Source organism: Inquilinus sp. Marseille-Q2685, assembly GCF_916619195.1.
Taxonomy (GTDB): domain Bacteria; phylum Pseudomonadota; class Alphaproteobacteria; order DSM-16000; family Inquilinaceae; genus Inquilinus.
This window is the reverse complement of the sequence record NZ_CAKAKL010000014.1, coordinates 100787-125279: the sequence shown is the minus strand read 5'-3', so window position 1 is coordinate 125279 and position 24493 is coordinate 100787. Positions and strand designations below refer to the sequence as shown.

Genomic DNA, 24493 nt, shown 5'->3' with positions numbered 1-24493 from the left:
GACCGTCAGTATACACGCTGGTAATTACAAATGAGTTGCTACTGCATTATCATGTGCGTCGTTCGCTTAGCGTGGTGCAGGGGAACCTTGAGGTGGAGTGGTACCGCTGGTACAGACAACTACAACAGAAAGCCTTCTGAGTGGTCCTGCGGACCCCACGGACCCTCACATCTACGGTGCTTTTTTTTTTTTTAATGATACGGCGACCACCGAGATCTACACTATCCTCTTCGTCGGCAGCGTCAGATTGTATAAGAGACAGGCGCGCAGGAAGGTGCGGACGGCGCCGGCGACGCCGGCCTCGATCTCCGCCTCCGTCGGCTTGGTGCCGAGCATGTGGGGGATGTGGAAATCGGCATGGATCAGGGCCAGGAACTGGCGCGCCGCCAGGTCCGGATCCTCGATCCGCAGGTATCCGGCATGGGCCAGCCTGGCGAAGCGCGCGGCGATCGCGGCCCAGGCGGTGCCCGGCCCGTGCTCCCGCCAGGCGGCGAACAGCGCCGGGTAGCGCTCGCCCTCCGACTGGATCAGCTTGCGCAGCGCCGCGCCCTCGCGGTTGTACAGGCAGTCGCGCACCAGCCGGCCGGCGAAGGCGGCCAGCTCTCCCTCCAGGTCCCGAGGCTGGTCGGGGAAGGTGGTCAGGGTCTGGAACAGGCCGGCGTTGCAGCGCTCGGTCATCTCCCGCACCACGGCGACGAACAGCGCCTCCTTGTCGCCGTGGTGATTGTAGATGGTCTGGCGCGACACCCCGGCCTCGGCGGCGATCAGGTCGATGCTGGCGCCGGCGAAGCCGTCGCGGCAGAACACCGCCGTGGCGGCGTCCAGCACCGAGGCGTGCTTGGCCGCCTGGCCGCGCCGGGGCGGCAGGGGCCGCCCGATCTGCTCCAACTCGTGCATGCCGTCACCATAAGGGGGCTTGACGGTTTGGACAACACTGTCCAAAGTTTTGGACATAGAGTCGCGGCGACCGCCCGCAGAGGCGATGCGCGTCTCGCCCCCATCATCCGCCCGGACCATCTCGTCCGCCGGCCTCCGACCCCGGAAGTCCGCTCATGTCCTCGTCGCTGCTCCGCTACGCGATCGTGCTCGGCCTGCTCACCGCCATGGGGCCCTTCGCGATCGACATGTACCTGCCGGCGCTGCCGGAGATCGGCCGCAGCCTCGGGGCCGGCACCGAGGCGGTGCAGGCCAGCCTGATGGCCTTCTTCATCTCGCTCGGCGTCGGCCAGCTGGTCTTCGGGCCGCTGTCCGACATGTTCGGGCGCAAGCTGCCGCTCTATCTCGGCCTGGCCGTGTTCCTGGCCGGCAGCATCGGCTGCGTCTTCGCGCCGGACATCGAGACGCTGATCGCCTTCCGCTTCGTGCAGGGGCTCGGCGCCTGCGCCGGCATGGTGATCCCGCGCGCCGTGGTGCGCGACCTGCACACCGGCACCGAGGCGGCGCGGCTGATGTCGCTGCTGATGCTGGTGTTCAGCGTGTCGCCGATCCTGGCGCCCCTGGCCGGCAGCTTCGTGATTGAGGCCGCGGGCTGGCGCGGCGTGTTCTGGGTGGTCACGGTGCTCGCCGCGCTCGGCATCCTGCTGCTGGCGCTGTGCCTCGGCGAGACCCGGCCGCGCCACCACCGGGTGGAGAGCAGCATCGGCGGCGCCCTGTCGGCCTATCGCTCTCTCCTGACCGACTGGCAGTTCCTCGGCCTCACCTTCATTGGCGCCTTCGGCATCGCCAGCTTCTTCGCCTATCTGGCCAACTCCTCCTTCGTGCTGATCGAGCATTACGGCCTGTCGCCGCGGCTCTATAGCGTGTTCTTCTCGATCAACGCCGTGTCCTTCATCGGCGTGTCGCAATGCACGGCCTGGCTGGCCGCGCGCTTCGGCCTCGGGCGGATTGTCCGGGTCGCCGTCACCGGCTATGCCGCCGCCATGGTGGTTCTGCTGGCCGTCACCCTGGCCGGGGTCGACCGGCTGGATGTGCTGGCGGCGCTGCTGTTCGTCGGCTACGGCTTCCTCGGCCTCGTGATCCCGACCACCTCGGTGCTGGCACTGGAGGATCACGGCGCCGTGGCGGGCACCGCGTCGGCCCTGATGGGCACGCTGCAATTCGTCACCGGCGCGGTGGTGATCGCGGTGGTCGGCCCGTTCTTCGACGGCACCTCGCTGCCGATGGTGGCGGGCATCACGGCCTGCGCCGTCATCGCCTTCGTGCTGGCCCAGGCGACGCTGGGCCGCCGCCGGCCGGCCGAGGTCCCGGCCCAGTAGCCGGAGGCCCTTCGACTTGCCGGATCCTTGAAATTCGGGGCGAACGAAACCAGATCATCAGAGACTCCGCGCAGTCGCGCGAAGCGTTGTGGCTTGGTTGATCTTCACGATTGGAGGTTGGTCATGGCTGCTGCAACGACGGAAGACAGGAAGCCGCAGGACTGGGCCAATCTGGTCTTGGCGGTCGTCCTGTTCATCTCTCCCTGGGTGGTCGGCTTCGTGGGCGAGACAGTGCCCACTTGGAACGCCTGGATCGTGGCCGTGGTGATCGGCCTGATCACGATCGCGGCGCTCTCGGCCTTCGCCGAATGGGAGGAGTGGGTGAACCTGGTTCTCGGCGTCTGGCTGATCATCGCCCCCTGGGCGCTCGGCTTCGCCGCCAGCATGAACGCCATGTGGACCCATGTGGTCCTCGGCGTGCTGGCGGTGGCCCTGTCGGCCTGGGCGCTGTGGGACTGGCGTCACACCCCGCATGCCCACGCCTGAGGCGTGAGGCAATGGCCTGTGAGGCCCGCCGCCGCGAGGCGACGGGCCTTTTTCGATCCCGGTTTCAGGCGTTGACGCCGCCGTCCACGGCGATGGACGCGCCGGTCACCCAGCGGCCGCCTTCGCCGGCCAGATGGGCGACCATGGCCGCGATGTCTGCGGCCTCGCCGTAATGGCCGAGCGCGATGTGCTGGCGCTGCCCCTCCGCGCCCGGCCCGTCCGCCGGGTTCATGTCGGTGTCGGTCGGGCCGGGGTGGACGATGTTGGCGGTGATGCCGCGCGGGCCGAGATCGCGCGCCAGGCCGCGGGTCAGCCCGGTCAGCGCCGCCTTGGTCATGACGTAGAGCGTCATGTTCGCCCCGCCGGCATAATCGGCGAGGCAGGAGCCGATCGAGATGATCCGCCCGCCCTTGCCCATGTGCCGGGCCGCCGTCTGCGCCGCCAGGAAGCTGGAGCGGACGTGGATCGCCAGGACGCGGTCCAGCTCGTCCTCGCCGACCTCCTCGATCGGGCCGTAGGGGAAGACCCCGGCGTTGTTGACCAGGATGTCGATCCGCCCGAGCCCGGCCAGGGTCCGCTCCACCGCCGCTTGCACCGCCTTGCCGTCCGTGGCGTCGGCGGCGATCGCCAGGCCGCGCCGGCCGGCCGCCTCGATCCGCCCGACCACGTCCTGCGCCTTGTCGGGCGATGCGGCATAGGTCAGCGCCACATCGGCCCCGTCCCGCGCCAGCCGTTCCGCGATCGCGGCGCCGATGCCGCGGCTGCCGCCGGTGACCAGCGCGACCTTTCCGGACAGTCCGGACATGGGTCTCTCCATTTCTGTGTTGATCGATACACAAATCCGTATCCGGCTTGCCGGCCTCTGTCCAGTGAATTATGTATTGGGCAACACAGAAAGGATCCGCGATGGCCGAACGGGGCCGCCCCCGCAGCTTCGACCGGGCCGCCGCCCTGCGCCGGGCGATGGAGGTGTTCTGGGCGCGCGGCTATGACGGCGCGTCGATGACCGACCTGACCGCCGCGATGGGCATCAACTCGCCCAGCCTCTACGCCGCCTTCGGCTGCAAGGAGGCGCTGTTCCGCGAGGCGCTGGAGCTTTACGCGGCAGGCGAGGGAGGCACCGCGTCCCGGACCTTGCAGGAGGCGGCGACGGCTCGGGCGGGGGTCGAGGCGATGCTGCGCGAGCACGCCGTCGCCTACACGGCGCCGGGCCAGCCGCCCGGCTGCATGATCGTGCTGGCGTCGGCCGTCGGCGTTCCCGCCAGCCCGGAGATCCGCGACTATCTGCTGGAGTCCGGACGCGAGTCGGTGTCGCGGCTCAAGGCGCGGCTGGACCGCGGCGTGGCCGAGGGCGACGTGCCGGAAGGGGCCGACACCGGGGCGGTCGCCGCCTATTACGTCACCGTGCTGAACGGGCTGTCCATCCAGGCCCGAAACGGCGCCGACTGCGCCGCGCTGCAGGCGGTCGTCGACTGCGCCATGGCCGGCTGGGACGCGCTCGTGGCGCCGCGGCGAAGAGCGGGTTGACAGGGCGGCGGCGGGGCTTCGACAGTTCGCCGTCGAATCTCCGGACAGAGGCGGGCATGGGGCAGGGCAGGGTGAACGGACGCGTGCCGGCGATCGGGCTGTGACCGGCCTCGTCGAGACGCTCGACGCGCCGCGGTCGGGCGCGGAGCCCGGCGCCCTGCTCTCGGTGCGCGATCTCACCGTCACTTTCGACACGCCCACGGGGCCCTTCGCCGCCGTGCAGTCGCTCGGCTTCGACCTTGCCCCCGGCCGGACGCTCGCCATCGTCGGCGAATCCGGCTCCGGCAAGTCGGTCACGGCGCTGTCGGTGATGCGGCTGGTGCGGCATGTCGGCGGCGCGATCGCCGGCGGGGCGGTCCGGTTCCGGCCGGAGGAGGGGATGCCGGTCGACCTGGTGCGGGCGCCGGAAGACCGGCTGCGCCGGATCCGCGGCAACGACATCGCGATGATCTTCCAGGAGCCGATGACGTCGCTGAACCCGGTCTTCACCATCGGCAACCAGATCATCGAGGCGCTGGTCCTGCACCAGCGGCTGAGCCTGCGCGAGGCGCGGCGGGAGGCGGAGGCGCTGCTGCGCCGGGTGCGGCTGCCGGATGCCGGGGCGATGCTGGACCGCTACCCGCACCAGCTGTCGGGCGGCATGCGCCAGCGGGTGATGATCGCCATGGCGCTGTGCTGCCGGCCGCGCCTCTTGATCGCGGACGAGCCGACCACGGCACTGGACGTCACCATCCAGGCCCAGATCCTGACCCTGATCCGCGAGCTGCAGCGCGACCTGGGCATGGCCGTGCTGTTCATCACCCACGACATGGGCGTGGTGGCCGAGATGGCGGACGAGGTGCTGGTGATGTGGCGCGGCCGCAAGGTCGAGCAGGCGCCGGTGCGCGAGATCTTCCGCGTGCCGCAGCACCCCTACACCCGCGCGCTGCTGTCGGCCGTGCCCCGGCTGGGCAGCCTGGCCGGGGAGGACCTGCCGAAGCGCACGCCGCTGATCGTGCTGGACGGCGACACGCCGCGCAGCGTCGGCGAGACCCGGGTGCAGGACACCGCCGACACGTCGGCGCCGCTGCTGTCGGTCGAGCGGCTGACCACCCGCTTCGACGTGAAGAAGACGATGCTCGGCCGCGTCACCCATCGTGTCCATGCGGTGGAGGAGGTCAGCTTCGACCTCTATCCCGGCGAGACGCTGGCGCTGGTCGGCGAATCCGGCAGCGGCAAGTCGACCATCGGCAAGACCCTGCAGCAGCTGGTGAAGCCGACCTCGGGTTCGATCCGCTTCGACGGGCAGGACGTGCTGGCGATGGGGGCGGCGGAGCGGCGGCGGCTGCGCCAGAAGATCCAGTATGTCTTCCAGGACCCCTTCGCCGCGCTCGACCCGCGCAAGAAGGTGGGGTTCTCGATCGCCGAGCCGATCGTCACCCATGGGCTAGCGGAGGGCCGCGCGGCGGTGACGAGGCGGGTGCACGAGCTGATGGAGCGGGTGGGGCTGCCGGCGGCCCGGGCCGGGCGCTATCCGCATGAGTTCTCGGGCGGCCAGCGCCAGCGCATCTGCATCGCCCGGGCGCTGGCCAGCGACCCGAAGCTGATCATCGCCGACGAATCCGTCTCGGCCCTCGACGTCTCGATCCAGGCGCAGATCGTCGACCTGCTGATGGAGCTGCAGGCGCGGCAGCGCCTGTCCTACCTGTTCATCACCCACGACATGGCGGTGGTGGAGAAGATCAGCCACCGGGTCGCGGTGATGTATCTCGGCCAGATCGTCGAGATCGGGCCGCGCCGGGCGGTGTTCGAGACGCCGCGGCACCCGTACACGAAGCGGCTGCTGGCGGCGGTGCCGGTGGCCGATCCGGAACAGGCGGCGCAGCGTCCCGCGCTGGAGGGCGAGATCCCGAGCCCGGTGCGCGCGGTCGGCGACGAACCGGCGATCCACCGGCTGCAGCCGGTCGGGCCCAGCCATTTCGCGGCGGTCGAGGCATGAGCCGCAAGCACAAGACAGGGAAGGCGATGATGAACGATCCGAGAGCCAAGGCTGCTGAAACGAAGGGCTTTTCCATTTTGTCATTGCCGGGCCTGACCCGGCAATCCAGAGGGTCTCGACGCTCTCTGGATGCCCGGGTCAAGCCCGGGCATGACAATCTTGAGCGTGGAACGACCGTTCTGGGTCGACTCCCCGGATCCATCGGCAGGCACGCTCTCGGACTGGCCCTGGCGGCGGCTCTGCTGCCGGCCGCGGAGTCGCAGGCCCAGGCGGCAGGGACGCTGACTGTGGCGCTGCGGCAGGACCCCGGCAGCTGGGACCCGATCGACACCTTCCTCGTCGCCTGGGGATCGGTCGGCAGCCAGATCTTCGACGGGTTGGTGATGCGCGGGCCGGACCTGAAGCTGGTGCCGGGGCTGGCGACGAGCTGGGAGTTCCTGGACGACGCCAACCGCATCCGCTTCCACCTGCGCCAGGGCGTGACCTTCCAGAACGGCGAGGACTTCGACGCCGCGGCGGTGAAGTTCACCTTCGACCGGCTTCTGGGACCGGAGGGCGCCAAGGGCCCGCAGCAGTCGAACTACAACTCGATCGACCATGTCGCGGTGGTCGACGACCACACGGTCGACTTCGTGATGAAGCGGCCGGACCCGGTGCTGCTGACCAAGCTGGCCGGCTACGGCGCCATGATCGTGCCGCCCAAATACATCGCCGAGAAGGGCGACGACGCCTTCAACGCCGCGCCGATCGGCACCGGCCCGTTCAAGGTCGTGTCCTACGAGCCGAAGGTCGGCCTGACGCTCGAGGCCAATCCGAACTACTGGGGCGGGGCGCCGAAGATCGACAGGCTGGTCTACCGCTTCATCGCCGAATCCTCGACCCGGGTGGCCGAGCTGCAGGCCGGCCGCGTCGACATCGCGACCCAGGTCGAGGTCGCCCAGGTGCCGGTGATCGAGCAGGACCCGAAGCTGCGCATCGAGAGCGTGCCGGGCCCGACCGTCTATGCCATGCGCTTCAACACCAAGGACCCGCTGACCTCGAAGGAGGCGGTGCGAAAGGCCATCATCATGGCGGTCGACCGCGACACCATCGTCAAGACGGTGCTGGCCGGCCAGGCCGAGCCGATCGTCAGCTTCCAGAGCCGGCTGTCCTTCGGCTATCCGCCCGACCTCAAGCCGCTGCCCTTCGACCCCGCCGGCGCCAAGGCGCTGCTGGCCCAGGCCGGGGTGCGGCCGGGCACGCCGCTACAGCTCGACTTCCGCGGCGACAACGCCACGCTCCGCGAGGTGCTGCAGGCGGTGGCCGGATATCTCCAGATGGTCGGCTTCAAGGCGACGCTGAAGCCCTATGAGAGCAACGTCTTCCTCAACGACATCGTGCCGAACGGCAAGACCGGCGCGCTGTTCCAGGAAGGCTGGGGCGGCTGGACCTTCGACTATGACAACACCGCCTATCTGATGTACCACACCGGCGAGAAGTGGAACCCGTACGACAGCATCCCGGAGCTGGACGCGATGCTGGAGGCGCAGCGCAAGACCTACGACCAGGCCGAGCGCGAGAAGACGCTGCAGCAGATCGCGACCTATGTCGCCGACAAGGCGATGGAGCTGCCGCTCTACAACCTCAACACCATCTACGGCGTCAGCCGGCGCGTGCAGAACGTGCAGCTGCCTTCCGACGAGCGGATGCGCTTCGTCGACACGACCGTCGAATGATCGGCTTCGTCGCCAGGCGGGTGGCGCTCGCGGTGTTCGTCGTGCTGGTGGTGACGCTTCTGGTGTCCTGGGCGATCCGGCTGACCGGAGATCCGGCGGTGATGCTGGCCCAGGGCGCCGGCAGCGTGACCGAGGAGGACCTGCAGCGCATCCGCACCGCCCTCGGCCTCGACCGGCCCTTCCCGGTTCAGTATCTCGGCTTCCTGCAGGGGCTGCTGACCGGGGATTTGGGCCGCAGCTTCCTCGGCGGCACCCCGGTCGTCCAGCTGATCGGCCATGCGCTGCCGGCGACGCTGCTGTTGGCCTTCGTCTCGCTGCTGGCCTCGATCCTGCTGTCGATCCCGCTCGGCATCCACGCCGCCGTGCACAAGGGCAGGGCGGTCGACCAGGCGATCCGCATCCTGTCGCTGGTCGGGCTGTCCTTCCCGAACTTCTGGCTGGCGATGATGATGGTGCTGGTCTTCTCCATCGCCCTCGGCTGGCTGCCGCCGAGCGGGATGGAGGGCACCGCCAGCCTGGTGATGCCGGCCGCCACCATGGCGATCATCCTCACGGCCACCAATGTCCGGCTGGTCCGAACCGCGATGCTGGAGACGCTGTCGGCGCAATACGTCATGGTCGCGCGCAGCAAGGGGCTGCGCGAGCGGGTGGTGCTGTACAAGCACGCGCTGCGCAACTGCGCCATCCCGCTGATCACCTATATCGGGCTGCAGTTCGGCGGGCTGGTCGGCGGCATCGTGGTGGTCGAGCAGGTCTTCGCCTGGCCCGGCATGGGATCGCTGGCCTTCGACGCCATCGCCGCCCGCGACTATCCGGTGCTGCAGGCGGTGATCACGGTGCTGGCGATCCTGATCGTCGTCATCAACCTCGCGGTCGACATCGCCTATGGCCTGGTCGATCCGCGCATCCGGACCGAGTGAGCGATGGCGATCGTCGAAGACAGCCGCCCCTGGTCGCGCCGCCTGCGCAACCTGGAGTTCATCCTCGGCGCGGCCCTGACCGGGATCATGGTGCTGGCGGTGCTGTGCGCCGGCCTCTTGTTCCCCGACGGCGGGGAGGGGTTCGACCTGACCGCCCGGCTGCTGCCGCCGTTCCAGAGCTGGGCGCATCCGCTCGGCACCGACCCGGTCGGGCGGGACGTGCTGGCCCGGGTGGTGACGGGCGGCGGCATCTCGCTGACCGTCGGCTTCGCCTCGGTGGCCGGCGCCGTGGTGCTGGGCACGCTGGCCGGCCTGGTCGCCGGCTACTACCGCGGCCTCTGGGACCTGGTGCTGATGCGCTGCGCCGACGTGCAGCAGGCGCTGCCCTTCATCCTGATCGCGCTGACCTTCATCGCCATCCTCGGCGGCGGGATCGACCGGCTGATCTTCTTCATGGTGGTCTCGCAATGGGTGCAGTACGCCCGCCTCGTGCGCGGCTCGGTGCTGTCGCTGCGCGAGCGGGAATTCGTGCAGGCGGCTGCGGCGATCGGCGTGCGCGACCACCGCATCATCCTCGACCACCTGCTGCCCAACGTGCTGGGGCCGATCATCATCCTGATGACGCTGAACGTGGCCAACAACATCCTGCTGGAAAGCAGCCTGACCTTCCTCGGCCTCGGCGTCGACCCGCTGATCCCCAGCTGGGGCGGCATGCTGGCCGACGGCCGCACCTATGTGCAGACGGCCTGGTGGATCAGCGTCTTCCCCGGCCTCGCCATCATGCTCACCGTGCTCGGCCTGAACCTCCTGGGCGACTGGCTGCGCGACGTCCTCGACCCGACCGGAAAGCTGTGACCATGACCGTTCTGCTCGACCGCGAGGCGCCGCGGACCCTCGACGCCCTGCTGCGTGACCTGTCCGGCGGCCACCAGGGCGCGGCGGTGGAGGCCTGGCTGTTCGAGGACGAGGCGGCGCGCCGCGAGGCCGAGACGGCGCTGGCGTCGGCCGGCGTCTCGGCCCGGCTGCGCTGCGCCTACAAGCCGCTGCTGCATGCGGTCCTGGAGGAGATCGAGACCGAGGGGCTGGCCTCGGCCACCATCCGCTATCCGGTCCATCCTGCCGCCGCGCCCGACCGCTTCCTGCTTGAGGCCTATCCGCTGAAGGCGCTGCTGCAGGGCGTCGAGCTGCGCTTCGAGCCGGGCGACGAGACGCTGCGCTACCGGGTGAATCTGCGCTATCGCGACGGCCGGACCGCGACGACGGAGGTCTTCGCGCCGAACCATCTGGGCGTCGACCATCTCGGCGCCGCCTGCCTGTCGCCGACCGGCTGGCTGCGCGTCACCGGCCGGCCCGACGGCCGGCCGGACCGGGACGAGCGGCTGGAGACCGAGGTCGAGGGCCTGTTCCGCGCCGCGGTCGAGGCGGTCCAGGCCCATCCCTGGGGCGCGGACGAGCCCTATTTCGAACGGCTGTCGATCGCGGTCGAGGCGCCGGCGGTCGAGCGGGCGCTGCCCTTCCACGAGGAGGCCGTCAGCCTGCACGAGGCGCTGCACGAGGACCTCTACTTCACCCTGCTGGAGGTGTTCCAGCGCCACTCCGGCCGGCCGGTCGGCGACCGCGGCCTGCAGCCGGGCCAGATCGTGCCGGAGATCCGCGCCGGCGCGCCCCGGGTGCGGGTCGAGACCGTGCCGTTCGACGTGTCCAGCGAGCCCGGCGACTGGCCGGAGCAGCCGCTGGAGATGGCGGAGGCGCCGCTGTCGATCGAGCAGGTGCATCGCGAGCTGGCGGCGCTGGGCGGGCAGCCGTTCCTGGCGCGGTCGCGGCAGGGAAGGGCGGTGCCGGGGCTGATCCGCCCAGGCTCCCGCCCGGCGGTGGTGGTCACCGGCGGCCAGCACGCCAACGAGACCACCGGTCCGGTCGGCGCCCTGCGCGCCGCGCGGATTCTACTGCAGGACCCGGAGAACCATCTCGCCGTGATCCCGCTGGAGAACCCGGACGGCTACGCCTTGCATCGCCGGCTGTGCCGGGACAATCCGCGGCACATGCACCACGCCGCCCGCTATACCGCCTTGGGCGACGACCTGGAATACCGCACCGGCGTCGAGCTCTTCGAGCGGGCGGCGCGGCAGGAGGCGATCGCCCGCACCGGGGCGCAGCTGCATGTCAACCTGCACGGCTATCCGGCGCATGAATGGACCCGGCCCTTCACCGGCTACCTGCCGCGCGGCTTCGAGATGTGGACCATCCCGAAGGGCTTCTTCCTGATCCTGCGCCACCATCCGGACTGGGCCGAGCCGGGCATGGCGCTGGTCGAGGCGATCACCCGCCGCCTGGCCCGGATCGAGCCGCTCCTGCAGCTGAACCGGATGCAGCTCGCCGCCTATGGCGCCCATGCCGGCGCCGGGCCGTTCACCGTGATCAACGGCATTCCCTGCCTGATCGGGCCGGACGAGCGCCACGTGCCGCCGCTGACCCTGATCACCGAGTATCCGGACGAGACGATCTACGGCGACCGCTTCACCCTGGGCCACCAGGTGCAGATGGAGACGGTGCTGGCGGCAGTGGAGCACCATGCGGGGGTGGTGGCTTAAGGCAGGCTCAGACAGCCCGCTTTTGGTTTGCCTCTCCCGCCTGGCGGGAGAGGTCGGGCTCGCGCAGCGAGACCGGGTGAGAGCTGGTCCCGGCCTCGACAAAATCCCCTCACCCGGAGCCGCTTCGCGTCTCCGACCTCTCCCGCAAGCGGGAGAGGCAACACAGAAGAACGCGCCGCGGCCTACGTCCTGGTGATCGACACTCCGCCATCGACCAGCAGCGCTGTTCCCGTGGTGAAGCTGGAGGCGTCGGAGGCGAGGTAGAGCGCCGAACGCGCCATCTCCCCCGGGCTGGCCAGGCGCTTCATCGGGTACAGGCCGGTGATGAAGTCGCGCTCCGCCTGGGTCTTGGCGAACTGCCGGTACATCTCCGTCTCGGTGCCGCCCGGCAGCAGCGCGTTGACGCGGACGCCCCGGCCGCCGAACTCGACCGCCAGCGCCTGCACCAGCCCGACCAGCCCCGCCTTGCTGGCGGCATAGGCGGCCACGCCCGGGAAGCCGACGGTGTAGCCGACGAAAGTCGAGGTGAAGATCAGCGACCCGCCGCCGCGCCGCAGCATCGCCGGGATCTGGTGCCGAGCGGCCAGGAAGCCGCTGGTCAGGTTGGTCTCGACCGTCTGCCGCCAGTCCGCGGGCGACACCTCCGGCGTCGGCGCCATCGGCCCGACCATGCCGGCGGTGTTGAAGGCGATGTCGAGGCCGCCGAAGCGCTCCTCCGCCAGCGCCACCAGCGCCGGGGCGTAGGCCTCGTCGGTGACGTCGCCGGCCAGCGCCGCGGCCCGGCCGCCGGCCGCCGCGATCTCCCTGGCCAGCGTGTCCAGCTCCGCCTGCCGCCGCGCCCCGGCCACCACGGCCGCGCCCTCGCGCGCGAACAGCACCGCCGCGGCCCGGCCGATGCCGGAGCTGGCCCCGGCGACGATCGCCACCTTGCCCGCCAATGCGCCCATGTCCTCTCTCCTTCCATTGTTCCAGGCGGCGGAGGATGGCGGAGGGCATCGGCGGCCTCACTCCGGTTCTTGCCGCTCAATCCGGGCAGCGGTCCTGCGCCGCAGTGACGCCGGCCCTGTTCTCCATCAACATGGCTCGGGCCGGCGGAACGACGCTTCCGGAGGTGCCCAGATGCGAGCTCTTGCTGTCCATCTCAAGCGCTGGAGGCCGGCCGGGCTCGGCGCTGTGCTGATGCTGGCGCTGCTCACGCCGCACCAGGCCTCGGCGTGGTTCCGCGAGGGCCATGTGGCCACCGCGGCGCTGGCCTACGACATCCTGGAGCAGCACGACCCGGAGGCGATCGCCGCCGTTCTCCGGCTGATGCAGGCGCATCCGGACCGGGCCCGCTTCGACGCCCAGCTCGGCGGCCTGACCGGCCGCGTCGGCGAGCGCCGGATGTTCGAGCTGATGGCGATCTGGCCGGATGCCGTGAGGCGCACCCCCTACGATCACCCGAGCTGGCACTACAGCCCGCGGATCGTGTCCTCGATGCGCCGCCTGCTTCCCATCGCCTTCGGCAGCGCCCAGTGGGCGTTCGGGCACAATCTCGCGATCGCGCACGATGCCGCCGCCTCGGACGCGGCCCGGGCCGTCGCGCTCTGCTGGGTGATGCATATCGTCGGCGACATGCACCAGCCGCTGCACACGGCGCTGTGGATGTCATGGCGGTTCCCGATCACCGACGCCGGCGGACAGTGGGCCTGGATCCGCGCCTCACCGGATGCGGCTCCCGAGCGTCTCGGGCGGTTCTGGGACGCCGCGGGCCATCCGGGCGAGCTCGCCCTGGCCCAGTCGGGAGCGGTCGAGGTCGAGCTGGAGCAGGGCCCTCCGCCCGATACGGAGACGCTGTCGCCGGACCCGGAGACCGCCTTCGCCCGCTGGGTGGCCCACAGCCGCGAGCTCGCCTATGACGTCGTCTACCAGGGCGGAAGGCTGAAGCTGGGCACCTCGCCCGGCTCCGCCCCCGTTCTCCCGGGCGACTATGTCGAACAGGCCCAGCTGGTCAGCCGCGCCCAGCTCACCGCCGCCGGGCGCCGGATCGGGGCGCTGCTCATGGGCCTGCGCTGACGGGCGGGCGTCAGGCGGCCTCGCCCTGTTCGGCCGCCCGAAACAGCCTGCCGCCGATGGCGCGGGCGGCATCGAGATGCACGCCCATATCCTGCGTGTCCGGGGGCAGCAGCAGCTCCGAGGTGACGACGGGGGCGCCGCAGAAATCGAAGATGCCGTGGTCGATCTGCGTCTTCATGGCGCCGGAATAGCCGTGCCGCTCATAGGTCCGCCGGCCGGCGCCGCCGAGACCGACGAGATGGACCGGCAGATGGCCCAGCTTCTTCTCCAGCGCGCCGCCGGGGATCTCGTCATAGGCCCAGCCATTCGAGAACACCCGGTCGATCCAGCCCTTGAGCAGCCCCGGCATCGACCACCAGTACACCGGATAGACCAGCACCAGCGCATCGGCGCGGTCGATCCGCGCCTGCTCGGCGAGCACGTCGGCGGAGGGCGCCGCCTGCTTGAGATGGACGGCGTGGTCGTTTGCCGTGAAGCGCGGGTCGAAGCCTTCCGCCATCAGGTCGGCGATCTCGGCGGAATGGCCGGCCAGGGACACGCCCTCGGCGAGGCGGGCGGCCACGGCGTGGGTCAGCGATGTGGGATCGGGATGCGCGACGACGACGAGCGCGTGCATGCCGGCAGCTCCTGCTGGTGATTGCGGGGACGGACGAAGTTTTATATACTTTTCGTAACTTACGTTTGGTATATAAGCATGTCAAGCACCCCTGTGAGAGACTCCCGGTCGCCGCGCCGCCGCCTGTCGCGGGAGGAGCGGCACCGACAGCTCATGGACGTCGCCTGGCGCCTGGTGCGGGAGGAGGGGACGGACGCCCTGACCCTCGGCCGGCTGGCCGATCAGGCGGGCATCACCAAGCCGGTGGTCTACGACCATTTCGGCACGCGCACCGGGCTGCTGATCGCGCTGTACCGGGAGTTCGACGACCGCCAGACGGCCCTGCTGCAGGCCGCGCTGCGCACCGGCGAGCCGACCCTGGCCGGGCGGGCGGCGGTGATCGCCTCCGCCTATCTCGACTGCGTGCTGGCCCAGGGCCGCGAGATCCCGGGCGTGGTCGCGGCCCTGACCAGCTCGCCGGAGCTGGAGAAGGTCAAGCGCGAATGCGACGCGGTGTTCCGCGAGACCTGCCGCGCCGCCCTCGCGCCCTTCGCCCCATCCGGTGCCATCGCCCCCGCCGGCCTCTGGGCGATGCTCGGCGCCGCCGAAGCCCTGTCCGCCGCCGCGGCCGGTGGCGACCTCACCGCTGCGGAGGCGCAGGCGGAATTGGCCGAGACCATCGCCGCGATGGTTGCTAGGAATCGGGGCTGACGCCGGGGCGGAACAGCCGGGCGTCTTCCGCACGAAACCACGGGCAAGCCAGCATGCGCATCGTCGACGTCGTCGAGGTCACCAAGCCGATCGCCTCCCCGATCCGCAATGCCTATATCGACTTCTCCAAGATGACGACGAGCCTGGTGGCCGTGGTGACCGACGTGGTGCGCGACGGCCGCCGGGTCGTCGGCTACGGCTTCAACTCGAACGGGCGCTACGGCCAGGGCGGGCTGATCCGCGAGCGGTTCCGCGACCGCATCCTGGCGGCGGAGCCGGCGAGCCTGCTCGACGATGCCGGCGAGAACCTCGACCCGCACCGGATCTGGGCGGCGATGATGGCGAACGAGAAGCCGGGCGGGCACGGAGAGCGCTCGGTCGCCGTCGGCACCATCGACATGGCGGTGTGGGACGCCGTCGCCAAGATCGCCGGCCAGCCGCTGTTCCGGCTGCTGGCGCAGCGCAAGGGGCGCGAGGCGAACCCCCGCGTCTTCGTCTATGCCGCGGGCGGCTACTACTACCCCGGCAAGGACAATGCGGCGCTGCGGGCGGAGATGCGCGGCTATCTCGACCGCGGCTACACCGTCGTGAAGATGAAGATCGGCGGCGCCCCGATCGACGAGGATCGCGGCCGGATCGAGGCGGTGCTGGCGGAGATCGGCGGCCAGGCGCAGCTGGCGGTCGACGCCAATGGCCGCTTCGACCTCGAGACCGCGATCGCCTACGCCAGGATGCTGCGGGACTATCCGCTGTTCTGGTACGAGGAGGCCGGGGACCCGCTGGACTACGCGCTGCAGGCGGCGCTGGCGGAGTTCTATCCGGGCCCGATGGCGACCGGCGAGAACCTGTTCTCGCACCAGGACGCGCGGAACCTGCTGCGCTATGGCGGGATGCGGCCGGACCGCGACTGGCTGCAGTTCGACTGCGCCCTGTCCTACGGGCTGGTGGAGTATCTGCGCACCCTCGAGGTGCTGGCGCAGCTCGGCTGGTCGCCGGCGCGCTGCATCCCGCATGGCGGGCACCAGATGTCGCTGAACATCGCCGCCGGCCTGGGCCTCGGCGGCAATGAGAGCTACCCGGACCTGTTCCAGCCCTATGGCGGCTTCCCGGACGGGGTGCGAGTCGAAGACGGCCACATCGTCATGCCCGACCTGCCGGGCATCGGCCAGGAGCAGCGCTACATTGTCGTCTCGGCGCATTACGACCATCTCGGCACCCGCGGCGGCCGCATCTACAACGGGGCGGACGACAACGCATCGGGCACCGCCGCGCTGCTGGCCCTGGCCGACCATCTCGGCAAGCACCCGACCCGGCATCCGGTGATCTTCGCCGCCTTCTCGGGCGAGGAGCTGGGCATGATTGGCAGCGAAGGCTTCGTCCGCGCGCCGCCGGTCCCGCTCTCCGCCATGGGGGTGGAGATCAACATGGACATGATCAGCCGCAGCAGCCGCAACGAGGTCAGCGTCCTCGGCACCTGGCATTATCCGTTCCTGCGGCCCTGGCTCGAGCCGCTCTCCGGCAAGGCCGGGGCGCCGAAGATCATGTTCGGCCATGATGCGCCGGAGCCGAAGGACGAGGACTGGACCCTGCGCTCCGACCACGCGCCGTTCCACAAAGCGGGCATCCCCTTCGTCATGTTCGGGGGCGAGGAGCACGCCGACTACCATCGCCCGACCGACGATTTCGAGCGGATCAACCCCGTGTTCTATGTCCGCACGGTCGAGATGATCACCCGCGCGATCGCCGTCCTGGACGACAGGCTGGACGAGTTTCCGGTGCGCGCCGGCGCCTGACCCGCGGTCTGGCCGTCACTCCTTCGGCTTGCCGTAGACCCCGCGCAGGAAGAAGTCCCAGACCGCGTAGACCAGGGCCGCGCCCCAGAGGAACAGCCACAGCCGGTCGCCCAGCCACAGATACTCCGCCGCCAGGGCGGCGATCAGGAAGACGACGATCAGCAGCCGGACCCAGAGGGGTTCGAGCCAGGGATGGGCTTGCGGCGTCGGCATCGTCTCCAGCGCGTCCGGCGGGGCAGGGGCGGGGAGAGTGGCACGGAGCATGCCCCCGCATCCAGCGGCGTTTTGCGCCGCGCCCGGCCGCGCTATGGTCGGGCCGGCCGACACGAAAGGACCCTGCCGATGCCGAAGATCATCCTCGACTGCGACGTCGGCATCGACGACGCGCTCGCCATCCTGTGGCTGGCCGACCGGCCGGGGGTGGAGATCGCCGCCCTCGGCAGCGTGCACGGCAACGCCCATGCCGACGTCGCCGCCGCCAACGCCCAGCATGTCTTCGACCTGGTCGGGCTCGGCCATGTCCCGGTCGCGGTCGGGGCCGAGGCGCCGTTGGCCCAGCCGGTCAGCATCAGCGGCCATGTCCACGGCGACGACGGGCTCGGCGGTCACGGCCCGCAGGCGCCGCTGCGGCCATTCGCACCCGAGACCGCGGCCGAGCAGCTGGTCCGTCTGGCCCGGGCCGAGCCGGGCGCCCACGCCATCCTGGCCACCGGGCCGCTGACCAATCTGGCGCTGGCGCTGCATCTCGAGCCGGAGCTGCCGCGGCTGGTCGAGCGGGTGGTGGTGATGGGCGGGGCGGTGACCGTGCCGGGCAACATCACCGCCGCGGCCGAGGCCAACATCTTCCACGACCCGGAGGCGGCGGAGGCGGTGTTCGCCGCGTCGTGGCCGGTCACGCTGGTCGGGCTCGACGTCACCATGACCGCCTGGCTGGGCGAGGCGGAGCTGGCGCGGATCGAGGCAGATTCCCGGCCGCGCGGGCGCTTCGCCTGCTCCATCCTGCAGCACTATGTCGGCTTCTATCACGCCCGCTACGGCATCCGCGGCTGCGCCCTGCACGACCCGGCGGCGGCGATGCTGCTGCTCGACCCCGGCCTCGCCGACTATGCCGAGTGGCCGGTCCGGGTCGAGCTCAGCGGCGACCTGACCCGCGGCATGACCCTGGCCGACCGGCGCGGTGTCCCCGAGGAGCAGGCGGCGGCGGGGCGGCCCGCCGTCCGGGTGGCGACCCGGATCGACCGCGACCGCGTGGTCGGCGGCTTCCTCGACGGGCTGCTGCGCTGACGGCAGGAAGTCGACCGCCGGTCTATTCTTGCCGATTGTCGCGATACATCTGGTCGCGACGCGGCGCTTGCCGAAAGAACCGCCAATCCGTTGCGCATGGATTGGTCGGATGATTATTCGGAAAGCACATGGAACGGTCGCCGTTTGATTGAAATACCATACACCAGCAGCTCGCCGGAGGCGCCAAACCAAAAAAGCCGTGCATTCGTCGGGGATGTTCCATTAAATGACCCTCCCCCGGCGGCGCTTCGTCGGGACGACTTGCGGTTTCGCTCCGGCGAAGGCCGGGGCAAAAAGGGGAGGTTTCATGAAGGTTCGTACTCTGCTCGCGGCGGGGGCTGCGGCCGTGGCCGCGATGGGCTTTGCCGCCTCGGCACAGGCCGGCGCCGTGCTCGATGCCATCAAGCAGAAGGGCTTCGTGCAGTGCGGCGTCAACACCGGCGCGCCCGGCATGTCGGTGCCCGACAGCCAGGGCAACTGGACCGGTCTCGACGTCGACACCTGCCGCGCCTTCGCCGCGGCGATCTTCGGCGACGCGACCAAGATCAAGTTCACGCCGCTGAACGCGCAGGTCCGCTTCACGGCGCTGCAGTCGGGCGAAGTGGACGTCCTGGCCCGCAACACCACCTATTCGCTGACCCGCGACACCGAGCTCGGCCTGAACTTCACCGCCATCAACTTCTATGACGGCACCGGCTTCCTGGTGCCGACGAAGCTGGGCGTCAAGAGCGCCAAGGAGCTGAACGGCGCTTCGATCTGCGTCCAGCCGGGCACGACCACCGAGCTGAACCTGGCCGATTGGTTCCGGGCGAACAAGCTGGACTTCACGCCGGTCGTGATCGAGCGTCTCGAAGACATCGAGGCCGCCTTCTTCTCCGGCCGCTGCGACGCCTACACCACGGACCTGTCCAGCCTCGCCGGCACCCGGGTCGCCAAGGCGCCCAACCCGGACGACTACGTGCTGCTGCCCGAGGTGATCTCGAAGGAGCCGCTGGCTATCGCCGTGCGCCAGGGCGACGAGCAGTGGGCCGACGTCACCCGCTGGGTCTTCAACGCGCTGATCCAGGCGGAGGAGAGCGGCATCACCAGCAAGAACATCGACGACTTCAAGAACTCCCAGGACCCGACCGTCCGGCGCATGCTCGGCACCGACCCCGGCATGGGCAAGGCGCTCGGCCTGCCCGAGACCTGGGCCTATGACGCGATCAAGCAGGTCGGCAACTACGGCGAGATCTTCGACCGCAATGTGGGCAAGGATTCCGCCCTCAAGCTCCAGCGCGGCCTGAACGCCCTGTGGAACAACGGCGGGCTGCAGTACCCGCTGCCGATCCGCTGATATCGGATCGGGGCTGCCGCCGGCTCCATCGCGAGCCGGCGGTGGACCCGCGGAAGCCCGCAGGTCGGCTGGAGTGGCACAGGCCGAGGATCATCTATGACCATTACTGTCTCCGGGGGATCCGGAAAAAGCGTCCGTCGCAGGCGCGCGCTCAACGATCCGCGACTGCGGTCGGTCGTCTATCAGATCATCATCCTTGCGGTCGTGGTGGGGGTCGGATGGTTCCTGATCTCGACCATGCTGCAGAACCGCGCCGCGAGCGGGATCGCGGTCGGCTATGACTTTCTTTACGGCCCCGCGAATATTCGCCTGAGCGACGATTCGCTGATCTCGTACGCCCCCTCGGACAACTGGATCCGCGCCCTCGAGGTCGGTGTTCTCAACACCCTCGTCGTCTCCGTTCTCGGCATCGTCCTGGCCACGATCCTCGGTACCGTGATCGGTGTGGCGCGGCTGTCTGGCAACTGGCTGGTGGCCAAGCTGGCGGCCGTCTATGTCGACGTCCTTCGCAACATTCCGCTGCCCATCCAGCTGCTCCTGTGGATCGGCCTGATCCGGTTCGCGCCGCCGCCGAGGGAGGCGATCACCCTCCTGCCCGATGTCTTCATCAGCAACAAGGGCCTGCGGGTGCCCGCGATCCAGAACGACCCGATCTTCCTCTGGGTCGGCATCGCGGCGCTGATCGGCCTGATCGCGGCCTGGGCCATCCATCGCTGGGCCAAGGCGCGCCAGGCGGCGACGGGGCAGCCCTTCCCCAGCGTCTGGACGGGCCTCGCCGTGGTCCTGATCCTGCCGATCGCGGTCTGGCTGGCGGGCGGCGCCCCGGTGGTGCTCGAGCTGCCGCAGCTCGGCCGCTTCGATTTCACCGGCGGATGGACCCGTAGCCCCGAATTCGCAGCCGTGCTGATCGGGCTTTCGGTTTATACCGCGGCCTTCATCGCCGAGATCGTGCGCGGCGGCATCCTCGCGGTGTCGCACGGCCAGACCGAGGCGGCCCGCTCGCTGGGCCTGCATTCGGGCATCACTCTGCGGAAGATCATCCTGCCCCAGGCGCTGAGAACGATCCTGCCGCCCTTGACCAGCCAGTATCTCAACCTGACCAAGAACTCCTCGCTCTCGGTCTTCGTCGGGTATTTCGATCTGGTGCTGGTGGGCAACACCATGGGCAACCAGACCGGCCGCTGGGTCGAGGCGATCTCGATCTACATGGCGATCTACCTGACGATCAGCCTCGCGATCTCGATCGGGATGAACGCCTACAACCGTCGCATGGCCTTGCGGGAGCGCTGAGAATGTCGGACGGACGCTCCCTCACCGATCCCTTCGTCGCCACCGGCGAGATCCCGGCCCAGCCGCCGCCCAGCAGCGCCGTCGGGCCGATCGCCTGGCTGCGGCGCAATCTCTTCAGCACCTGGTACAACGTCATCCTGACCCTGGCGATCGCCTATCTGTTGTATCTGGTGGTGCCGCCGCTGATCTCCTGGGCGTTCATCGACCCGGTCTGGGGGCCGGCGACGCCGGATCAGCCGGCCCGCGAGGTGGTGGACGCCTGTCGCGCCGCCGCGGGGGCATGCTGGGCCTTCATCGGCGAGAAGTACCGGCTGATCTTCTTCGGCCTCTACCCCTATGGCGAGGAATGGCGGCCGGTCCTGGCCATGATCCTGATGGTCGGGGTCGTGGTCATCAGCACGATGCGCCGGTTCTGGAGCCGGTGGCTGATCTGGGCCTGGGTCGTGGTGATCGTGGCGGCGATCGCGCTGATGTACGGGGCCATCCCCCTCGGCTTCGTCGACATTCCCGTTCCGGGCCTGAGCATCGTCGAAACCGTGAAATGGGGCGGCCTGCCTCTGACCATCGGCCTGTCGATGGTGGGCCTCGCGGTCGCCTTCCCCTTCGGCATCCTCCTGGCGCTCGGCCGCGCCTCCGCGATGCCGGTCGCGCGGGTGCTCTCCGTGACCTATATCGAGATGATCCGCGGCGTCCCGCTGATCACCGTGCTGTTCATGTCGAGCTACCTGTTCCCGCTGTTCCTGCCGACGGGATGGAACTTCAACGGGCTGCTGCGGACCCAGATCGCGATCATCCTGTTCTCGGCCGCCTATCTGGCCGAGGTCGTGCGCGGCGGGCTGCAGGCGCTGCCGAAGGGCCAGTTCGAGGCCGCCGACAGCCTCGGCCTCGGCTACTGGCAGAAGCAGCGGCTGATCATCCTGCCGCAGGCGATACGGGTGTCGATCCCGGCCCTGGTCAACTCGTTCATCGGCGTCTTCATGGACACGACGCTGATCACGACGGTCAGCATGTACGACATCCTGCAAGGCGCCCGCGCCGGCTTGGCCGACGCGATCTGGGGGCCGTACTACAAGGAAGCCTATGTGTTCGTGGCGCTGATCTTCTTCGTGTTCTGTTTCTCCATGTCGCGCTATTCGCAGTATCTGGAGAAGTATCTGAACATCGGTACGCGCCGCCGCTGACAGGGAGACTGTAACAATGACTGCGACGCAAGCGACCGCGACCCAGCCGGAAATCCTGATCCAGATGTCCGGGGTCAACAAATGGTACGGCGAGTTCCATGTCCTGCGGGACATCAACTTCGCCGTCGAGAAGGGCGAGAAGGTGGTGATCTGCGGGCCCTCGGGCTCCGGCAAGTCGACCCTGATCCGCTGCCTGAACCGGCTGGAAGAGCACCAGAAGGGCTCGATCGTCGTCGACGGCATCGAGCTGACCAATGACGTCAAGAACATCGACGCCATCCGCCGCGAGGTCGGCATGGTGTTCCAGCAGTTCAACCTGTTCCCGCACCTGACGGTGCTGGAGAACCTGACCCTCGCCCCGATCTGGGTCCGCAAGGTCCCGAAGAAGGAGGCCGAGGAGACGGCGATGTACTTCCTCAAGCGGGTCAAGATCCCCGAGCAGGCGCAGAAGTATCCGGGGCAGCTGTCCGGCGGCCAGCAGCAGCGCGTGGCGATCGCGCGATCGCTGTGCATGAAGCCGAAGATCCTGCTGTTCGACGAGCCGACCTCGGCGCTCGATCCCGAGATGATCAAGGAAGTGCTCGACGTCATGGTCGAACTGGCCCGCGAAGGCATCACCATGATCTGCGTCACCCACGAGATGGGCTTCGCCCGGACCGTGGCGAACCGGGTGATCTTCATGGATCGCGGCCAGATCGTGGAGCAGAACGAGCCGGAGGAATTCTTCAAGAACCCGAAGTCGGACCGGACCAAGCTGTTCCTGAGCCAGATCCTGGCACATTGAGGGCAGGGGCGCCGGTCGGGCGCCCCGTTCCCGTCCCGAGGCCGGCGAGGCGCTGCCCGCCGGCCTTTTTCATGCCCAATGGGTGGCTGCCGCCGCTTCCGCAGGGAATTCCGGGCTGGACATCGTGTCGATCGGGCGGTGTGCGGCTCCAGCCTTGCGCATCTGCGAAGGTGTGGCCCTCCGGCCACAGGTCGTTGCGATTTTATCTTACATACATTCTAGAATGTATAATCTGATTGCCGCGTCTCCGAGGGCGAGACTATGGTCTCGAAGTTTTCGGGGCATCCGCCCGACCGACCGCCAAGGCCGATCGGACTGTGCTTTCGATGACACAGATCGGCGCCGTTTCGGGGGACTCGCTTTCGACACGGCCGCCATCGCCCGACCGGCAGCGTCGGGTTCTGCCTGCAAGCCCCGATGGGCAGCCAAGACGGGGCAGGCAAGCAGGCGGGCCGAGAGGCGTCTTGAGCGAACCGCCCTGCATTCGGTGTGGGGCATAGGAGGGAAGAATGAAGAAGGTACTGCTGGGTGGTACGGCGCTTGTCGCCGCCGCTCTGATCGGCGCGATGCCGGCATCGGCGGCCGACGCCAATGTGACGTCCGGTCTTTCGCTGAAGATCAGCGGCTTCATCGGGTCCCAGGCGACCCTGTCTCTGGGCGACACCCAGAACGACGAATTCGACCGCGACTACGACTTCCAGAGCAGCGCCCGGATGCAGTTCGACGTCAAGAACGTCACTGATTCCGGCCTGGAATACGGCGGCCGCATCCGTTTCAACTCGGTCAATCGCCGCGACGACGTCCAGGTGGACCGCACCTACGTCTATGTAAAGGGCGGCTTCGGTACGGTGACCTTCGGTAACGCGCCGACCACCGCCGATGACTTCGGCTATGTCTACGCGCATGACCAGCTGAGCGGCGACATGGGCCTGGGCGCCGGCTTCGGCGACCTGCTCGACGGCAACTTCTACTTCGGCGGCAACGAGTTCTTCTCGATCGACGCGACCTACCTCGCCGGTCTGAGCAACGCCGACACCCGAATCAAGTACACCTCGCCGACCTTCGACGGCTTCAGCTTCGGTGTCGACTTCACCCCGGTGGTCGGTGGTCCGGACCATGCCGGCAATGGCGGCCGGAACGACCTGTTCAACGACGACGAGACGATCTACGAGAACGTCGTCACCGCCGGCGTCAACTACGAGCAGACCTTCGACGCCGTGTCGCTCCGCCTCGCCGCCTCGGCCGCTTACGGCAACGGCGTCAGGACCTCCATCAACAGCGACAACCTGAGCGGCAACGATCTCGAGGTCTACACCCTCGGTGGCCAGGTCAGCTCCGGCGGCATCTACTTCAGCGTGAACTGGACGCACAACGAGCAGACCGCGTTCACGTTCAAGCCGGTCGACACCGTCATCGGCAACCTCAGCTACCAGTGGGGGCCGTTCCTGGCTTCGGCCTCCTACGCCTATACCTGGGCCGACAAGGGCAATGGGCTGGATTCGTCCTACACCAGCGGCGCGGATCTGAAGGAAGACCACCTCGCTGGCGTGAACCTGACCTACACCCTGGCTCCGGGCCTCAACACCTATGCTGAGGTCATCTACTCGAAGCAGAACTTCCGCGCGGGCGCGGATTGGGAGTCCGCCAGCCTCGGCACCGGCATCGTCCTCGGCTTCTAAGAAGCCCTGGCGAGTCCGGACCGAAAGGTCGGCTCGGGAAGACCGGGCGTGACAGACCACTCCTAACGGTCTCTGTCTCGTCCCCTCGAAGGCTGAAAGGTCACGTCCGGTCGACGGAGGATGCGCGGTCTGCAGACCGCGCATCCTCTTTTTTATGTGCGTCTCGAGCGATGCTGTCCGGCCTGTCTCCATCTACATTACATACGTTCATGCATGTATATTCTCGTTGCTTCGCTCCGCCGGAGAGATTACCGTTCCGTAATCTCGCGACGGGCCGAGTCCCGAAGGCCCCGCAGCCCGGGGCGGACTCGGA

21 protein-coding genes are annotated in these 24493 nt (G+C 69.0%); 17 read left to right on the top strand and 4 right to left on the bottom strand.

All coding sequences use genetic code 11. The annotated features are described in order from the left end of the window. Positions 1-1052: 1052 nt before the first annotated feature. Together LG391_RS33770 and LG391_RS33765 are read left to right on the top strand one after the other, a co-directional pair. Positions 1053-2255: a multidrug effflux MFS transporter gene (locus LG391_RS33770; protein WP_225773435.1), complete on the top strand. Its 1203-nt coding sequence runs from the start codon at positions 1053-1055 to the stop codon at positions 2253-2255. 123 nt (positions 2256-2378) lie between these two features. Further along, positions 2379-2741, top strand: a complete 363-nt coding sequence (locus tag LG391_RS33765; RefSeq protein ID WP_225773433.1) for an SPW repeat protein — start codon at positions 2379-2381, stop codon at positions 2739-2741. A gap of 64 nt (positions 2742-2805) precedes the next feature. On the opposite strand, the gene LG391_RS33760 is transcribed toward LG391_RS33765, so the two are convergent. Beyond that, the gene (locus LG391_RS33760; protein ID WP_225773431.1) at positions 2806-3546 is read right to left on the bottom strand and encodes an SDR family NAD(P)-dependent oxidoreductase; all 741 of its coding nucleotides are present in this window, start codon (positions 3544-3546) and stop codon (positions 2806-2808) included. 101 nt (positions 3547-3647) lie between these two features. Between LG391_RS33760 and LG391_RS33755 the strand changes: the two genes are divergently transcribed. The 6 genes from LG391_RS33755 (at position 3648) to LG391_RS33730 (ending at position 11472) form a co-directional block, all read left to right on the top strand. After that, positions 3648-4268, top strand: coding sequence for a TetR/AcrR family transcriptional regulator (locus tag LG391_RS33755; RefSeq protein WP_225773429.1), 621 nt, complete (start codon positions 3648-3650; stop codon positions 4266-4268). A gap of 100 nt (positions 4269-4368) precedes the next feature. Continuing rightward, positions 4369-6246, top strand: coding sequence for an ABC transporter ATP-binding protein (locus LG391_RS33750; RefSeq protein ID WP_225773427.1), 1878 nt, complete (start codon positions 4369-4371; stop codon positions 6244-6246). Between the two features lie 287 nt (positions 6247-6533). Next, positions 6534-7961 (top strand): ABC transporter substrate-binding protein, encoded by a 1428-nt coding sequence (locus LG391_RS33745; RefSeq protein WP_225773425.1) that lies wholly within the window; start codon positions 6534-6536, stop codon positions 7959-7961. Then, positions 7958-8881, top strand: coding sequence for an ABC transporter permease (locus LG391_RS33740; RefSeq protein ID WP_225773423.1), 924 nt, complete (start codon positions 7958-7960; stop codon positions 8879-8881). The genes LG391_RS33745 and LG391_RS33740 overlap by 4 nt, the downstream gene beginning before the upstream one ends. A gap of 3 nt (positions 8882-8884) precedes the next feature. Next, complete coding sequence (locus LG391_RS33735) at positions 8885-9736, top strand: ABC transporter permease (RefSeq protein WP_225773421.1); 852 nt, start codon at positions 8885-8887, stop codon at positions 9734-9736. A 2-nt stretch (positions 9737-9738) separates the two neighbouring features. After that, positions 9739-11472, top strand: a complete 1734-nt coding sequence (locus LG391_RS33730) for a M14 family zinc carboxypeptidase (protein ID WP_225773419.1) — start codon at positions 9739-9741, stop codon at positions 11470-11472. 182 nt (positions 11473-11654) lie between these two features. Here LG391_RS33730 and LG391_RS33725 read toward each other — a convergent pair whose 3' ends face one another. Next, positions 11655-12419: an SDR family oxidoreductase gene (locus LG391_RS33725; protein WP_225773417.1), complete on the bottom strand. Its 765-nt coding sequence runs from the start codon at positions 12417-12419 to the stop codon at positions 11655-11657. Positions 12420-12591: 172 nt separating this feature from the next. Between LG391_RS33725 and LG391_RS33720 the strand changes: the two genes are divergently transcribed. After that, positions 12592-13527, top strand: coding sequence for a S1/P1 nuclease (locus LG391_RS33720; protein ID WP_225773416.1), 936 nt, complete (start codon positions 12592-12594; stop codon positions 13525-13527). A gap of 10 nt (positions 13528-13537) precedes the next feature. Here the strand turns inward: LG391_RS33720 and LG391_RS33715 are convergent, their stop codons facing one another. After that, complete coding sequence (locus tag LG391_RS33715) at positions 13538-14143, bottom strand: NAD(P)H-dependent oxidoreductase (protein ID WP_225773414.1); 606 nt, start codon at positions 14141-14143, stop codon at positions 13538-13540. A 153-nt stretch (positions 14144-14296) separates the two neighbouring features. Between LG391_RS33715 and LG391_RS33710 the strand changes: the two genes are divergently transcribed. Beyond that, a complete protein-coding gene (locus LG391_RS33710) occupies positions 14297-14833 on the top strand; it encodes a TetR/AcrR family transcriptional regulator (protein ID WP_255647008.1) in 537 nt (178 codons plus the stop codon). Positions 14834-14886: 53 nt separating this feature from the next. Next, positions 14887-16626: a M28 family peptidase gene (locus LG391_RS35105; protein ID WP_225773410.1), complete on the top strand. Its 1740-nt coding sequence runs from the start codon at positions 14887-14889 to the stop codon at positions 16624-16626. Positions 16627-16641: 15 nt separating this feature from the next. Here the strand turns inward: LG391_RS35105 and LG391_RS33700 are convergent, their stop codons facing one another. Further along, positions 16642-16890, bottom strand: coding sequence for a hypothetical protein (locus LG391_RS33700; RefSeq protein ID WP_225773408.1), 249 nt, complete (start codon positions 16888-16890; stop codon positions 16642-16644). A gap of 78 nt (positions 16891-16968) precedes the next feature. Between LG391_RS33700 and LG391_RS33695 the strand changes: the two genes are divergently transcribed. The 6 genes from LG391_RS33695 to LG391_RS33670 all read left to right on the top strand — a co-directional run bounded on the left by LG391_RS33695 (position 16969) and on the right by LG391_RS33670 (position 24180). Then, positions 16969-17910 carry a nucleoside hydrolase gene (locus tag LG391_RS33695; protein ID WP_225773406.1) on the top strand — a complete coding sequence of 314 codons (942 nt, stop codon included), beginning with the start codon at positions 16969-16971 and terminating at the stop codon, positions 17908-17910. A gap of 307 nt (positions 17911-18217) precedes the next feature. After that, positions 18218-19246: an amino acid ABC transporter substrate-binding protein gene (locus LG391_RS33690; RefSeq protein WP_225773404.1), complete on the top strand. Its 1029-nt coding sequence runs from the start codon at positions 18218-18220 to the stop codon at positions 19244-19246. Between the two features lie 207 nt (positions 19247-19453). Next, complete coding sequence (locus tag LG391_RS33685; protein WP_308013086.1) at positions 19454-20536, top strand: ABC transporter permease subunit; 1083 nt, start codon at positions 19454-19456, stop codon at positions 20534-20536. Between the two features lie 2 nt (positions 20537-20538). Beyond that, the gene (locus tag LG391_RS33680) at positions 20539-21717 is read left to right on the top strand and encodes an amino acid ABC transporter permease (RefSeq protein ID WP_225773400.1); all 1179 of its coding nucleotides are present in this window, start codon (positions 20539-20541) and stop codon (positions 21715-21717) included. 16 nt (positions 21718-21733) lie between these two features. Next, the gene (locus tag LG391_RS33675; protein ID WP_304608583.1) at positions 21734-22501 is read left to right on the top strand and encodes an amino acid ABC transporter ATP-binding protein; all 768 of its coding nucleotides are present in this window, start codon (positions 21734-21736) and stop codon (positions 22499-22501) included. A gap of 509 nt (positions 22502-23010) precedes the next feature. Continuing rightward, entirely contained in the window at positions 23011-24180 is a 1170-nt protein-coding gene (locus LG391_RS33670) for a porin (RefSeq protein ID WP_225773398.1), read from the top strand. Positions 24181-24493: the final 313 nt, after the last annotated feature.